Source organism: uncultured Methanobrevibacter sp. (assembly GCF_902764455.1).
Lineage (GTDB): Archaea > Methanobacteriota > Methanobacteria > Methanobacteriales > Methanobacteriaceae > Methanocatella.
Genome location: NZ_CACWVY010000044.1, coordinates 1 through 14,618 on the forward strand (window position 1 = coordinate 1; position 14,618 = coordinate 14,618).

The following is a 14,618-nucleotide window of genomic DNA, read 5'->3' on the forward strand; positions in this document are numbered from 1 at the left end:
TCCACTATTTATTAAATTTAACTATTTTTAAACAAAAATAAAAATTCAATACTAATTTTCATCAAAAAATTTCAAATCAACAAAGTTTTTGAAAGAGTCATCATTAATAGTTTATATATTAGTAAATACTAAATATTTATATAAATTATACTGTTGGTTTTATGAGTTCAATTAAAAAAAATGACATATTTTTATTGGAAGAAATTGTTAAAAAAAATTTTTCATCTAAATATAAGGATTCTGTTTTAGGAATCTTGTGGACAATTTTAAGTCCATTATTGATGATGGCTTTGTTTACAATTATATTTTCTACAATTTTTGGAGGCACTATAGATAATTTTGCTGTTTATTTCTTGTGTGGATGGTGTTTATTTCAATTTTTCAATTCATCTATATCCTCATCAATGAATGCACTAAAAGGAAATAAACCTATTTTACAGAGAACTCCTGCTCCAAAATATATTTTTGTATTAGGTAGCATTTTATCAGAATTTTTAAATTTTTTAATAATGTTAATTCTTTTAGTAGTTATATTGTTTATTACAAATGCTACATTTCATTTCCCTATCATATTCTTTTCTATTATTCCGATTATATCACTATTTATCATGATTGTTGGGTTGGGTTTAATATTATCCGTAGCCTGTGTGTACTATACTGATATTGGGCATTTATGGTCTGTTATATCAATGATGTTGTTGTATGCTTCTGCAGTTTTTTATCCAATGGATATTATTCCACAACCTTTTAGAGGATATATTATGTTAAATCCGTTATATTGGGTCATTGATCAGTTTAGATGCTTTGTTTATAAAGGAATTGTCCCAAATGGAATTAGTTTAATAAATTCTTTATTTCTCTCTTTGATAATCCTAATTTGCGGAATTATTATATTTAAAAAATATGAAAATAAAGTTGTTACTAAGTTTTAGAGGTGTTTTATGAATCAAAAAGACAATACTTTAAAATTTGATAAATCATCAAATAAAAATTCTAATGAAAATTCATTAAATGACCCAAGGAATGTTGTTATAAAAAAGATTATGAATAAATATGGATTATCATTTCATGAAGCCAATAAAATTTTGGTTCATTTTGAACAAAAAGAAAAAGTGAAAAGTATTTCTAAAGGAAGTTTAAAAAAACAAATTAATAATTCTAATGTCCGGATATCTAAACCGGTTTCAAATCTTAAAAATGATGCAAAAAGAGGTTTAGAACAAGAAAGTGATAATAGGTTTAATGAACAAAAAAATATTGATAATAGAGGAGAAATGATTGATAAAACCAATCCTATCGATGTAAAAAAAGTTGATGGCCTTCTTGAAGAGATTATACCAAATTATAACCAGCAGGTTTCAGTAGTTGTTGATCATGCAGATTTAACTTTTGAAGTTCAAACTGAAAAAATTGACACACTAAAAGAAACATTTGTCCGTGCTTTAAAACGAGATAAATCTAAAAAAATAAAAATTCATGCTATAAATGATATTTCCTTTAAAATTTATAAAGGTGAAAAGGTGGGCATTATTGGGTATAATGGTGCTGGTAAATCTACGTTATTAAATTTAATCACGGGAATTTATTCTCCTGATAAAGGAAGTATAACTACATATGGTAAAATTTCACCGTTATTGTCATTAGGTGCCGGATTTGACTACAACTTTTCAGGAAGGAAAAATATACTTTTAAATGGTGCAGTTTTAGGATATGACAAAGAATACCTTGAATCTAAAGTTGATGAAATAATAGAATTTTCAGAACTTGGTGAATATATAGATATCCCAATTAAAAATTATTCAAATGGTATGCTTGCGAAATTAGGGTTTTCTATTGCTACTGCTGTAAACCCAGATATTTTAATTATTGATGAAATTTTGGGTGTTGGGGATGTTAATTTCCAGAAAAAAAGTGCTGATAAAATAAGATCATTGATGGATGGGGGAACTACAGTGCTGTTAGTATCTCATTCTATCCCTCAAATTCGTGAATTGTGCGATAAGGCTATTTGGATTGATAATGGAAATTTAAGAGAAATTGGGGAAGTAAATAAAGTTTGCGACCATTATCTTAAAGATGCTGAAAAGGCAAGTAATGAGCAGTTAGCAAATATACAGTTTAAATAGTTAGGAATAACTTAAATTTAAATTTATTTAACTTATTTTTTTCATAATTTTAAATAATGATTTTTATTATTTATGGATCGTATCAATTAAGAAAAGTATTTTCTTCAATCAATTTACATTTCTTCATGCATTAAATAAGTTTGATGTCTTCCAAACTCTTAACTTATTATTTAATTTTGATTTAAACAAGAATTGATGAAGTAAAAAAAAGAATTTATAGACAGTTTGGAAAATCAAAATATTCAAACAAAGTTAGATAGATTATGGATATAATCAAGTCTAAATATGTATATAGATAAAGTGCTGATTTTAAAAATGTTGTGTTTAATACTGTTGATTTTGGAGGATTATTAGATAATGTATTCAGAGTTCGCAATTGTTGATTAAACGCTTGGTATATTTATTAAAATATGATATGGCTGTTTTATAGATTTGTATTTCAATATAGGGGTGGTTTTTTTAACGGACCTTATCTTGCTAACTATAATGAATTTGGTGCATGTTTCAAGCAATTCTTAATTTGATAAGCATATTTTTTCATTTTGGTATGTGTATGAACTTTGGGATATTGGTGATTTATAATGTATTTTTTACTAAATTACTTTGTATATGAATTATTTTTATACTTAAGTTAAAAACTAGTTAAATTATTAGTTGGTTTTTTAAGTAAATTGTGGATTGAGTCATTGGTCTGTGTTGATTTTAGGTAATGTTTTGAGTAGTGGGTGAGCTATGTAAATTTCTGTCATGGTTAATCTATAACTAAAATAAGTTTCCATTACAGAAAAATATTATTCAAATTATTAACTACATTATTAATATCCAATTACTGATTTTTGGAAAAAAATTTTAATCAGATTTTTTGATGAAGAAACTTCCGTTTCATTCCTTTTATCAGAGGATTTTGGTTTGTCATTTATTTCCCAATTTTTTAATTTTTTCATCATTTAGAGAAAATGCGTCTTATAAATTGAATAATCCAATTTATTTTTCCTGCAATGAATTCTTGTATTTTTGATTAATTTTTTTCACCAGTCAAATCTTAAAAAATTTAAAATATTAAATAAATAATTCTAATCAGATTTAAATTAAAATTAAGACGTATAACCGATTTTTGGATAGTTCACCAACATTTCTGTTGACAGGCCTTAAATTATTATAGAAAGTTAAAATTTAAAAAATTATATTAAATAGGATGCCATTCTAAATGTATGTTAATTATTTCACCATCAGTTACTTCTTTTTGATAAATATAAGGTTCATTATGCCAAACAATATTATCTTCTTCAAAGATAATTGTTTCATTAATTTTTAACATTGAACAAGCAACATATATTGGGAAAATTTTTGAATTTTTATCTAAATAATAAATGCCTCTTAAAAATATCTTGAGTAACCCATTATTAATACATTCAATTTTCAAATCTAAAGTTCCTTTTCGACTCTGAATAATAATGCCTTGTCCCTCATGATTTTCAAACCAAGAAGGTTCTTCAAGCCACATAGTTTTATCTGAAGATTCGACTAATTTAATTTGGTTTTCTTTTAATCCATAATTTTTTAAATCTATTCTACAAGTAGCATGTTTTATTAAAGCAAATTGTTGATTCAAAGTAAAATTATTAAATTTATAATAACTACTTATTAGCTCATCATTTTTAAACTTTGATAAATCCATTAATAAACAAACATTTCGAAGTAAAGTAAACATGTTTACATAATCTAATTGTTTATGTCCTTCATTCTTTCCATCAATTCTTATTTTTATTTTATTTAAACTATGGTTTTCAATAAATGGTAACTCATTTAATCTATCAAAAAATGGTTTATATTGAACTAAAAAATCTCTTTCATCACTACAATCTAAAACTAGATAAGCATTTGGAATATATTTTTCTCGTTTTATCAAATCTAAAATATTTAATTTAAAAGAAAATTTCTCCATAATTTCATTTTCAGATAATCCATTAAATAGATTTTCTTTTAAATATGGCCAGTAAGGCCAAGTTGTAACATCAAGTTGAGGAATTTCTACAACAGAAACAGAATTTTTTATTAAAATTGATAATTGTAAAGATATAAAACCTCCCATTGAACTACCATAAAAAATTAAGTTATTGAAAGCATTTGTTGAATCTTCATATTTATAAATTTTATTTGCAATTATTTTAATAATCTGTGCTATCTCTTCAGTACACCATTTATTTAATTTTCCTAAACCCCAACCCCCAGTTAAATTTAAATTATCCAAAGTTCTTGTTGGGTCATTATAATAAATTGTAGATTCTTCAAATGGCCAAGAAATCCTATTAAATACAGGCCTATTTTGAAATTTACTTAATTGAGCAGTAGCTAAATTTGCAGGACCTAAAATTAATAATTTCCCATCTCCAATTTCACTTTTTTCCTTTATGTTGATAATGAATTCATAATTTATATTATCAGATTTCACAATTAAACCAAATTGGTAATTTATTGGAAAATTAATGTTGTTTAATTCTTCAATGTTGCATTCTAAAATTAAATTAACTAAATCTTTAATTTTAACTACCTCTCCTTGAATTATAACCTAAAAACTTCTTTCGAAAATTTTTCAAATATATGTCAGACTTATATTGCACTAATAATATATAGTTTATCATATTATTTATAAATTAATATATAATTTATCAATGCTGTCAATTTTAGAATTTTATTTTTATTTTATTTAATTTTATTTTTGTAAGGATAATATGTCTCTTCCAAATTGTCATGATAAAATATTCTTTAATTAGCTATTAATAGTTTATACTCTGATTCAATGAATATTGTTTTTTAATATTAAAATTAATATAATAATGTCATTTTAAATTAAATAACTGGATTTAAAACTCATTAAAATTGCTTTCAGATTACATTTTAATTCTTCTTAAAAAAATGAAATAAATAATTTTTTGGAAGTTTTAAAAAATCACTTAAAAAAAGATTTTTTCCCAGAATACAAAAATTCATAGGATTCATTAAACAGGAATTCAAAGGAAAATTAACAAGAATTGGCAATGATTTTCAAAGGTACTTCCATACAACACTACTTAAAGCTGGGAAAAAATGATGAGGAACTGAAATGGAGTATTTAATTTAGATATATAACAGAAAATGTTGTATAAAAAACATAAAATCCTAACTAACAAAATGATACAGTCAAGTATTATTATTAATTAAATCAATATGAAATTTTAAATTAGTTGGGGTATTTTTAGTAATATATTAATTAGTTAAATTAAACTTAGTTTAAGGGGATAGAGGGATTGTATGACAATCCCTATATTAAGTCATAGTTTTTTTTAAACCAATGACAATTGTAGGTTGTAAGCAAATATCTTTGCTATATAAAAATTTTGTTTTTGTGTTTAATAAAGTTTATTAATTATATTTTGGTGTGTTTTAATATTGTTTTATTTTTGCAAACTTGTATGTTTTTTATTTCAATCATAATAAGTTAAATTATTGTAAAGTTATACTTTGTTAAAAAGCTACTTAAATTATAGGTTTATTTTATATTTTAAACTCACTTGTGATAATCAATATTGCTTTTGAGTAAGTTAGTATTAACTTCATAAATATTAAAGCAATTACTTTCAATAGTGATTTTCGAATATGATTGTTATCTGCAACCTAATCTCAACTAAACTAAAACCTACAATTGTATTATAATGTATTTGTTTCGTAAAATTAATTTTTTGTATCTTTTGATGGCTTAATTGTTTTCATAAATTGGAATAAAAGCTAATTTGATAATTTTTTTAAGTATGTAAATAAAATTTATACTCTATTAATTTCATATATTAATATTAGAAGATATTATGAAAGCAGTTATCCAGGTGGCTGGATTTAGAACTAGGCTCCTTCAGCCACTAAAGCACAACCAAAGGAAATATTGCTTGTTTATGACAAATCCATTATTAAATAGGGCATTGAAGAGAATTTAGCTTCTGGTATTGATGATATTTTAATCGTAACGGTAGAAATAAAAGGTCAATTGAAGACCGTTTTGATAAATCTTATGAACTTGAATACACTCTTCAAAAATTAGGAAAAGACCGTGTTTTAAAGCAAGTCAGAAAAATCACCGACCTGGCAGATGTATGTTTTGTCAGACAAAGATGCCTTAAAGGTTTGGGTGATGCAATTGCATGTGCTGAAAACATATTCAAGATGAACCTTTTGTGTTCTTCTTGGAGATTCTATCACAAGATCAAAAACTCATCTCACAAAACAATTGATTGATGTTTTTTCCCAATATGAAAAATCTACAATTGCAATCCGAGAAGTTTCCTGTGATAGGGTTAACAGACATGGAATTGTTGAGGCAACACAAATCAATGATAATGTTTATAAAATTAACAATCTGATTGAAAAACCTGAACTTGATGAGGCTCCATCAAACTTGGTTGTTGTTGGAAGATATATTTTAATGCCTGACATTTTTGATAAAATATCACAAACTGTCCCTGGTTTTAACGATGAAATTCAGCTTACAGACGCTCTATCAAAACTTAATGAAGTTTATGGTGTTAAGTTTGAAGGTATGGTTTTCAACATTGAAACTCGTCTTGTGTGGATTAAATCATCAATTGATTATGCAATGTATGATTTGGAGTTTAGAGATGATTTGATTGATTATATGAAAAACTTTATATGATTTGTAAGACAATATCTAATTGTTTCAATAACAGTAAGAGAGGATTATTTTTCTTAATCCTCTCTATTCAATCTTTTTTTTATTAATCTTCTAATTGTTCTATTTTGAAGATTTTCGTAAGATTTATTTTAAAATGCTATATATCGTAGTTAATTGATAATATTTAAATTTTGTCAGCAAAGTACATTAAAAATATGCTAAATTATATTCATATATTGTAAAAAATATTTAGTGATTATAAAGATATAGTCAATCGAATATGCTTCAAAAAAGGAGGTGGTTTGAAAAAAGAAAAGAAAAGCTATCATTTTAATATGATCTATTAATAATTTATATACTTAGTATGTTAATTTAATGAATTCAATTAAAAAAGGATATTTTTATTTGAAGAAATTGTGAAAAAAATTTTTTATCTAAATATAAGAATTCTGTTTTAGGAATTATGTGGACAATTTTAAGTCCGTTATTGATGGTGGCTTTATTTACTATTATATTTTCTACACTTTTTGGGGGAATTATAAAGAATTATTATGTTTATTTCATGTGTGGATGGTGTTTATTTCAATTTTTTTCTTCTTCTATATCTGCATCCATGAATGCACTAAATGGAAATAAAGCTATTTTACAAAGAACTCCTGCTCCAAAATATATTTTTGTCTTAGGAGGTATTTTATCTGAATTTTTAAATTATTTTATAATGTTGGTTCTTTTAGTAGTTATAATGTTAATTACACATGCTCCATTTTATTTTCCAATCATATTTGGTTCAATTATTCCTATTATTTCATTATTTTTCTTGATTGTAGGTTGGGGTTTAATGTTATCTATAACCTGTGTATATTACACTAATATTCAACATTTGTGGACTGTTGTATCAATGATGTTATTGTATTCTTGTGCGATTTTTTATCCAATGGATATTATTCCAGAATCTTTTAGGGGATATATGATGTTAAATCCTTTATATTGGATTATTGACCATTTCAGGTGCTTTGTCTATCATGGAATTGCTCCAAATGGGATTGGTTTGATAAATTCTTTATTATTGTCTTTGATAATATTAGTTTGTGGTATTATTGTATTTAAAAAATATGAAGACAAAATTGTTACTAAATTTTAGAGGTGTTTCATGAATCAAAAAAACAATAATTTAGAATATAATAAATCCCCCAATAAAAATTCTAATGATAATTCATTAAATGATCAAAATAAAAGGAATATTATTATAAAAAAAATTATGGATAAATATGGATTATCATTTCAGGAAGCCAATAAAATCTTGAATAATTTTGAACAAAAACAAGCGAAAAATAATTCTAAAAGAAATTTAAAAAAAACAAGATAATACTCATGTTCAAGCATCCAATCAGGTTTCAAATTTTAAATGGATACAACTGCAGTAAATGATAAAACTAGTTTAAAACGAGAAAATGATGCTTCATTTAATGAACGAAAAAATATTGATAATCAAGAAAATGCAATAAATAAAGACAATCATGTCGATGAAAACAACGTTGACGACCTTCTTGGAGATATTATATCCAATTATAATCAGCAGGTTTCAATAATAGTTGATCATGCTGATTTAACTTTTGAAGTTCAAAGTGAAAAAATAGATACATTAAAAGAAACATTTATCCGTACTTTAAAACGAAATAAATCTAAAACAATAAAAATTCATGCTGTAAATGATGTTTCCTTTAAAATATATAAGGGTGAAAAGGTAGGTATTATTGGATATAATGGTGCGGGTAAATCCACTTTATTAAATTTAATCACCGGAATTTATTCTCCAGATAAAGGAAGTATAACTACATACGGTAATATTTCACCATTATTGTCATTAGGTGCAGGTTTTGACCCAAACTTTTCCGGAAGGAAAAATATAGTTTTAAATGGTGCAGTTTTAGGGTATGATAAAGAATTCCTTGAATCTAAAGTTGATGAAATAATAGAATTTTCAGAACTTGGTGAATATATAGATATTCCAATTAAAAATTATTCTTCAGGTATGCTTGCAAAATTAGGTTTTTCTATTGCTACTGCTGTAAATCCGGATATTTTAATCATTGATGAAATTTTAGGTGTTGGGGATGTTAATTTCCAGAAAAAAAGTGCTGATAAAATGAGATCATTAATGGATGGTGGGGCAACTGTGCTATTAGTTTCTCATTCAATTCCTCAAATAAGAGAGTTATGTGATAAAGCTATTTGGATTGATAATGGAAAATTGAGAGAAATTGGGGAAGTAAATAAAGTTTGCGACCATTATCTTAAAGATGCAGAAAAAGCAAGCAATGAACAATTAGCAAATATACAATTTAAATAATTGGGAATAAATTTAATTGAAATTTATTTAACTTATTTTTTTCATAATTTCAAATAACTATTTTATGATGATTTCTATTTTATTTATTTTATCAAATCAAGAAAAGTATTTTCTGTAATAGAATTATCCTCTTGCCATATATTAAATAAGTTTGATTGTTTTTTCATAACTCCCAAAATTATTGTCTATGATTTGAATAGGAATTTTGATGAAGTAAAAAGATAATTTATGGGTTATTTTGCTAAATCACGTTTATTCAAACTGAGTTAGATAAATCTCGAATATAATCAATGTCTAAAATATGTATTAGATAAAAGTGCTGATTTTAAAAAATGTTGTATTTAATGGGTCGATTTTGGAAGTGTTATTTTAGATAATGCCTTAGGGTTTACAATATCTGATTAAACGCTTGATATGTTGATTTTATAGAACCATATTTCAATATGGGCATGATTTTTTCAATAAATCTTATTTTGCTAACTATAATGACTTTGGTAGTGCATATGTTTCAAGCTATTATCCTTTGATAAACTTATTTTTCTTTTGGTAGGGGATGGGCTTCGGTAATGCTGGTGGTTTATAATAAATGTTCTCATCATTATATCATATCTGTTGGCAGATTGGTTCTAGTTGTTTATTTACTTGAAGAAATATTCTGTTTAAAAATATATTTTAGTGATGTTGTTCGGGGAAAATTAATATTTTAAATTGTCACTGAATTTGCACCATTGTTGATTGTATATAATCATTTTAGATTTTTGAATTTATCTAAATTTTTAAAAGACATAATGCTAATTGTACTGATTTAAAAGTCTTTTTGAAAAGCCTGATGATGACAATGCACTATCCGACTGGCAATTGTCGTAAGATATGTCATAACACATGATATTTTTAATAAGATTAAAGAAACAAAAACTGGGTTTTAACGGTGAAATTCAGCTGACTGATGATATGTCAAAGCGGGATGAAGTTTACGGAGTCAAATTTGACGGTGAAGTTTTCAACATTGAAAACAGACTGGAAGGGTTATGCTCATCATTCAATTTCGCAATGTGTGATGATAAGTTCAAGGATGATTTAATCGGTTATATGAAAACATTTATTTAATATTTGATTTTCATATATCTGTCTTTTAGGATTTTTATTTATTTACAATATTGGTTTTATTAAATTGATTTGTAGGTAAATTATTTTTATAGTTGACTTAAAAAGTAGTTAAATTATATATCATTTTTCCAATTAAATGTTACTTCAAAATCATGCTTGAAATAATTTTTTTTTTAGATGGGATGTTTTATTATTCGGAAAATTTAATTTTGTTTTGTTGGTTGTACTGTTGTAGATTTCTTTTTATAACAAATCTTTATACTATATTAAAATCATAATATTAATCAAGATGATATTATGAAAGCAGTTATTCCCGCGGCAGGTTTAGGAACAAGACTTTTACCTGCTACCAAAGCACAACCAAAGGAAATGTTACCGGTTTATGACAAACCTACAATCCAGTATGTTATTGAAGAAGCACTCGCATCAGGAATAGATGACATTCTAATCGTTACAGGCAGAAACAAAAGGTCAATTGAAGATCACTTCGACAAGTCATATGAACTTGAATACACCCTTCAAAAATCAGGTAAAGACAGGGTTTTAAAACAAGTCAGAAAAATCACAGACCTTGCAGATGTCTGCTATGTAAGGCAGAGAAACCTGAAAGGTTTGGGAGATGCAATTTCATGTGCCGAAAGACATATTGGTGATGAGCCTTTCGCTGTTCTTCTAGGCGATTCAATTACAAGGTCAAAAACTCCGCTTACAAAGCAGCTGATTGATGTTTTTGCTCAAAAAAATAAATCTGCAATTGCAATTCGTGAAGTTTCCTGCGACAGGGTCAAAAAGCACGGAATCGTTGATGGCGTCAATATCGGTGATGATATATATAAAATCAGCAGTCTTGTTGAAAAGCCTGATGTTGACAATGCTCCGTCCAATCTGGCAATTGTTGGAAGATATGTCCTGACACCGGATATTTTTGATAAGATTAAAGAAACAGAACCTGGTTTTAACGGTGAAATTCAGCTTACTGATGCCCTGTCAAAACTGGATGAAGTCTACGGAGTCAAGTTTGACGGTGAGGTTTTCAACATTGAAACCAGGCTGGAATGGTTAATCTCATCAATCAATTTCGCAATGTATGATGATGAGTTCAAGGATGATTTAATCGGTTATATGAAAACATTTATTTAATATTTGTTTTTTATATATCTGCCTTTTAAGATTTTTATTTATTTACAATATTGGTTTTATTAAATTGGTTTGTAGGTAAATTATTTTTATAGTTGACTTAAAAAGTAGTTAAATTATATGTCATTTTTCCAATTAAACGCTACTTCAAAATCATGCTAAAAATATTTTTTTAGATAATGAAGTTTCACTAATTTTGAAATCTGAATGATTATTGTAAGATGCAATAATACTTTTCAAATACTCTCTAAAGTCATTTATATTCCTTTTTATAAAAATTTAACCATGAATTTTGAAATATTCGCTGATAAAACTCGTATTAAAGATAAATATGGAAATGAGTTTCTAGGCATTGGATGTTTGTTTGTCCCGACTGAAAATAAATACTGTTGGTTAAAAAACTATGCAATTTAAGATGTCTGAATGAAGATTCTAAAATTTGGACATGGAAATCTTCTGACTGCAAGTATAATTGCAAATATCATGACATTAATGATTTTGAAGTTCACTTTAAAAAAATTGAGAATGGTAATCTAAGACAAAAATTAAGATTTGCAGAAAAGGGGTTAATTTTATCATCAACAATAGAGACACATTCAAGATAGAGATAAACTATTGTATTTCAATATCTTGTATTTGGATTTGGAAAAACTGGATTTTGACATTTTTGGAGTTGAAAAGGATATAACCAACATCTATAATGGATTTTTCAAATCAGTAATATTGTCTGCAAGGTCATTTTACTTTAAAGATAAAGATTTCACCATAAACTAAATTTTCCATGATATTCTGATGAAAAAAGTCATGAATATTTCTACAGGCATTCAATCGATTTTTTAAGTATGGATGAGCAAATTAATGTATTGTCAGATAGAATCAAATTCATTGACTCAGACTCCATAAATATCATGAAAATGTTGAAAACAAATACAATGCCAAGCTGATTCAATTGATAGATTTGATATTTGATGGGGTAATCAGATTTTATTTCAAACTTCCAGTAGTGAAAATAGAAATAATGTTGCAGGCGATTTTTATCCTCTTTTTAAGGAAATGTGGTTAAAACCATATGATTATAGGAATCAGTATAATTATTTTCAAAGCCAGCTGGTACAAATATTTCCCAAAACAATTATTAAATCACAATTTGACTTGAAGGGGGTGCTTAGATGGGATAGTAATCAGTTTCATAGGATATTAAAATTTCAGATCCTCGAAATTTGATTAAAATAACAACATTGGATAAGTGGTTTTGATTTGTTTTATTAATGTATTGTATTTAATGTTTTAAAATAGAGGTTCTACAAGATTGATTGTATAAAACATTGGATTCTTAGTAAATATTTGAATTTTAATAATAATTATTAACCTATTTCCATGATAATAATGATGAGCAAATATTTAGTTAAAATTCTAATTCATGTAGATTTTCATGGCATGTTTTACAAATAGATTTTAGATTATCTGACCTATATTGTAGCTCTAAAAAATCTTTAATAGATTTTGCATGATGTAAAGTCAAGTTTGTTGTTGTACCACAAATTATGCAACTATTATTTTTTCTTTTCTTTCTAAAAACATCTTTTTTATAGTATAAGTGTTATAGTTTTTAGTTGCTTCTAATATTAAAGGAACTACATTTTCAGGCACTCCATTATAAAGCAAAAAGTAAATAACATTTTTTCGCCATTCTCTGCAGTTCTTCTTCGAATTTATTTTCTCTCTGTTCATTGTTGAGAATATGATATGTTTTCTTTGTTTGTTTTTCAGATGTGGTGTTGTAATATCCCATTTTTTTTTACTCTCCTTAAGTTTTAATATTCGCCCATCATCTATCCTTTATTGAATTTCATTAATTAGTTTTTAATATTATTTATCAAATGCTTACTTAATCTTTAAATATTATTCAAAAACATAATATATTTGACAAAAAAATTACCTTAAATTTTAAAATAACTCTCTGGAGGATATAATGGAAGAATATCGTATTTTTATCGGATCACCAAGTGATGTTCAAGAAGAACGAAAGACAATAGAAGAAATAATTGATGAAATGAACGGGTATTATGAACATTTGAATGTACCGAAATTGAAATTAATTAGTTTAAAAACTGATGTTCGCTCAAAAATTGGAAACTTTGAAGGACAATCAGTAATTGATAAACAAATAGATGATAAGTATAATGTATTTATTGGGATATTATGGAAAAAATTCGGAACAAAAACTGAAAATTATGATTCTGGAACAGAACAGGAATTTTATAATGCTTTTGAAAAATACGAAAAAGACCCTAAATCTATGGAGATTATGTTTTATTTCTGTGAAAGAAATTCTGATTTTAATGAGATTGATGGTGAACAATTGGCATTGGTCCAAAATTTTAGAAAAAACCTTGGTGATAAAGGATTATATAAAACTTATTCTTCAATTGAAGATTTCAAAGAAATGATTAAAAATGATTTAATACTTTTAATCACAGAACGGAACATCGATTTTGAGGATTCCTCTGATGAAGATGAACTTGAAGTAAATGATGGATTAATTGATTTATTGGAAGATTTTAATAGCAGTTTCAATAAATCGATTTTAGAAATGGGATATTTGACTGATGATATTTATGAAACTGAAAGGGACCTCAAAGAACTAACTGATAAGAACAATAATAATCAAAACATTGATGTAATGAAAAAATATTTTAATTCAGTTGCAGTTCCAATTAATGAATTTTCAGATAAAGTTGATTCACGAGGTACAATTATTGTAGATAATTTAAATGAAGGAATTGGATATTTTAATTCATTAGTTGATATTCATGGGGAGTTTATTTTAAATAATGACCAAATTGATTCCACAATAGATTCTATGGGAAACTGTTATGATTCTATTGAAGAACTTAATAATGCAATAAATGATTTATTGAAAATTGTAAATGGGCTTCAGCCAATAACTACAATATTTTCAAGATCTAAAAAGGGATTGGAAAAATCATTAAATACTTTTTTAAGAAGATTAATAGCAATTCAAAAGGTTATTAAAGAATCTAAATCAAAATTATTGGAATTTAAAAAATAAGTGAAAATTCATAGTATTAATGATATTTGTTATTGAAACCGGTGTATTTTTTTATTTTTAATATTCGGCTTTGTAGAAATCCTATTTGATTTTTGCAAAAATTTTTTAAAAATTTATTTTTATTTCTATTTTTACTTATAATCTATTAAAATTGTCTAATTATTG

General features: G+C 25.8%; 13 protein-coding genes and 1 pseudogene. 11 read left to right on the forward strand and 3 right to left on the reverse strand.

Going from position 1 to position 14,618, the window contains the following annotated elements:
• The first annotated feature begins 161 nt into the window (after positions 1-161).
• Together QZU75_RS11025 and QZU75_RS11030 are read left to right on the forward strand one after the other, a co-directional pair.
• Positions 162-932, forward strand: coding sequence for an ABC transporter permease (locus QZU75_RS11025; RefSeq protein ID WP_296883763.1), 771 nt, complete (start codon positions 162-164; stop codon positions 930-932).
• Positions 933-1,043: 111 nt separating this feature from the next.
• A complete protein-coding gene (locus tag QZU75_RS11030; protein WP_296883764.1) occupies positions 1,044-2,126 on the forward strand; it encodes an ABC transporter ATP-binding protein in 1,083 nt (360 codons plus the stop codon).
• 1,186 nt (positions 2,127-3,312) lie between these two features.
• Here the strand turns inward: QZU75_RS11030 and QZU75_RS11035 are convergent.
• On the reverse strand, positions 3,313-4,578 hold the full coding sequence (locus QZU75_RS11035; RefSeq protein ID WP_296883766.1) for a hypothetical protein: 1,266 nt from the start codon (positions 4,576-4,578) through the stop codon (positions 3,313-3,315).
• A 1,390-nt stretch (positions 4,579-5,968) separates the two neighbouring features.
• Here QZU75_RS11035 and QZU75_RS12815 point away from each other — a divergent pair.
• The 8 genes and pseudogenes from QZU75_RS12815 to QZU75_RS11075 all read left to right on the forward strand — a co-directional run bounded on the left by QZU75_RS12815 (position 5,969) and on the right by QZU75_RS11075 (position 12,154).
• A pseudogene (locus QZU75_RS12815) lies at positions 5,969-6,807 on the forward strand (UTP--glucose-1-phosphate uridylyltransferase).
• 442 nt (positions 6,808-7,249) lie between these two features.
• Positions 7,250-7,927 carry an ABC transporter permease gene (locus tag QZU75_RS11045; RefSeq protein ID WP_394350244.1) on the forward strand — a complete coding sequence of 226 codons (678 nt, stop codon included), beginning with the start codon at positions 7,250-7,252 and terminating at the stop codon, positions 7,925-7,927.
• A 9-nt stretch (positions 7,928-7,936) separates the two neighbouring features.
• Positions 7,937-8,152 (forward strand): hypothetical protein, encoded by a 216-nt coding sequence (locus QZU75_RS11050; RefSeq protein WP_296883768.1) that lies wholly within the window; start codon positions 7,937-7,939, stop codon positions 8,150-8,152.
• A 39-nt stretch (positions 8,153-8,191) separates the two neighbouring features.
• A complete protein-coding gene (locus QZU75_RS11055) occupies positions 8,192-9,136 on the forward strand; it encodes an ABC transporter ATP-binding protein (protein WP_296883769.1) in 945 nt (314 codons plus the stop codon).
• Between the two features lie 882 nt (positions 9,137-10,018).
• On the forward strand, positions 10,019-10,243 hold the full coding sequence (locus QZU75_RS11060) for a hypothetical protein (RefSeq protein ID WP_296883770.1): 225 nt from the start codon (positions 10,019-10,021) through the stop codon (positions 10,241-10,243).
• Between the two features lie 297 nt (positions 10,244-10,540).
• Positions 10,541-11,383, forward strand: coding sequence for a UTP--glucose-1-phosphate uridylyltransferase GalU (gene galU / locus QZU75_RS11065; protein ID WP_296883772.1), 843 nt, complete (start codon positions 10,541-10,543; stop codon positions 11,381-11,383).
• 386 nt (positions 11,384-11,769) lie between these two features.
• Positions 11,770-11,985, forward strand: coding sequence for a hypothetical protein (locus QZU75_RS11070; RefSeq protein ID WP_296883773.1), 216 nt, complete (start codon positions 11,770-11,772; stop codon positions 11,983-11,985).
• A 31-nt stretch (positions 11,986-12,016) separates the two neighbouring features.
• Entirely contained in the window at positions 12,017-12,154 is a 138-nt protein-coding gene (locus QZU75_RS11075) for a hypothetical protein (protein WP_296883774.1), read from the forward strand.
• 631 nt (positions 12,155-12,785) lie between these two features.
• On the opposite strand, the gene QZU75_RS12790 is transcribed toward QZU75_RS11075, so the two are convergent.
• Both QZU75_RS12790 and QZU75_RS11080 read right to left on the reverse strand, forming a co-directional pair.
• Positions 12,786-12,902, reverse strand: coding sequence for an HNH endonuclease (locus QZU75_RS12790; protein ID WP_363139655.1), 117 nt, complete (start codon positions 12,900-12,902; stop codon positions 12,786-12,788).
• Between the two features lie 20 nt (positions 12,903-12,922).
• Positions 12,923-13,111 (reverse strand): hypothetical protein, encoded by a 189-nt coding sequence (locus tag QZU75_RS11080; RefSeq protein ID WP_296883775.1) that lies wholly within the window; start codon positions 13,109-13,111, stop codon positions 12,923-12,925.
• A 241-nt stretch (positions 13,112-13,352) separates the two neighbouring features.
• Here QZU75_RS11080 and QZU75_RS11085 point away from each other — a divergent pair, with 241 nt between their 5' ends.
• Positions 13,353-14,453, forward strand: a complete 1,101-nt coding sequence (locus tag QZU75_RS11085; protein ID WP_296883777.1) for a DUF4062 domain-containing protein — start codon at positions 13,353-13,355, stop codon at positions 14,451-14,453.
• Positions 14,454-14,618: the final 165 nt, after the last annotated feature.

What these genes read in the sequence shown, in the direction of transcription:
- QZU75_RS11025 (WP_296883763.1), top strand. Translation starts at nt 162, where the DNA reads ATGAGTTCAATTAAAAAAAATGACATATTTTTATTGGAAGAAATTGTT.
- QZU75_RS11030 (WP_296883764.1), top strand. Translation starts at nt 1,044, where the DNA reads ATGAATAAATATGGATTATCATTTCATGAAGCCAATAAAATTTTGGTT.
- QZU75_RS11045 (WP_394350244.1), top strand. Translation starts at nt 7,250, where the DNA reads ATGTGGACAATTTTAAGTCCGTTATTGATGGTGGCTTTATTTACTATT.
- QZU75_RS11050 (WP_296883768.1), top strand. Translation starts at nt 7,937, where the DNA reads ATGAATCAAAAAAACAATAATTTAGAATATAATAAATCCCCCAATAAA.
- QZU75_RS11055 (WP_296883769.1), top strand. Translation starts at nt 8,192, where the DNA reads ATGGATACAACTGCAGTAAATGATAAAACTAGTTTAAAACGAGAAAAT.
- QZU75_RS11060 (WP_296883770.1), top strand. Translation starts at nt 10,019, where the DNA reads ATGATATTTTTAATAAGATTAAAGAAACAAAAACTGGGTTTTAACGGT.
- galU (WP_296883772.1), top strand. Translation starts at nt 10,541, where the DNA reads ATGAAAGCAGTTATTCCCGCGGCAGGTTTAGGAACAAGACTTTTACCT.
- QZU75_RS11080 (WP_296883775.1), bottom strand. Translation starts at nt 13,111, where the DNA reads ATGAACAGAGAGAAAATAAATTCGAAGAAGAACTGCAGAGAATGGCGA.
- QZU75_RS11085 (WP_296883777.1), top strand. Translation starts at nt 13,353, where the DNA reads ATGGAAGAATATCGTATTTTTATCGGATCACCAAGTGATGTTCAAGAA.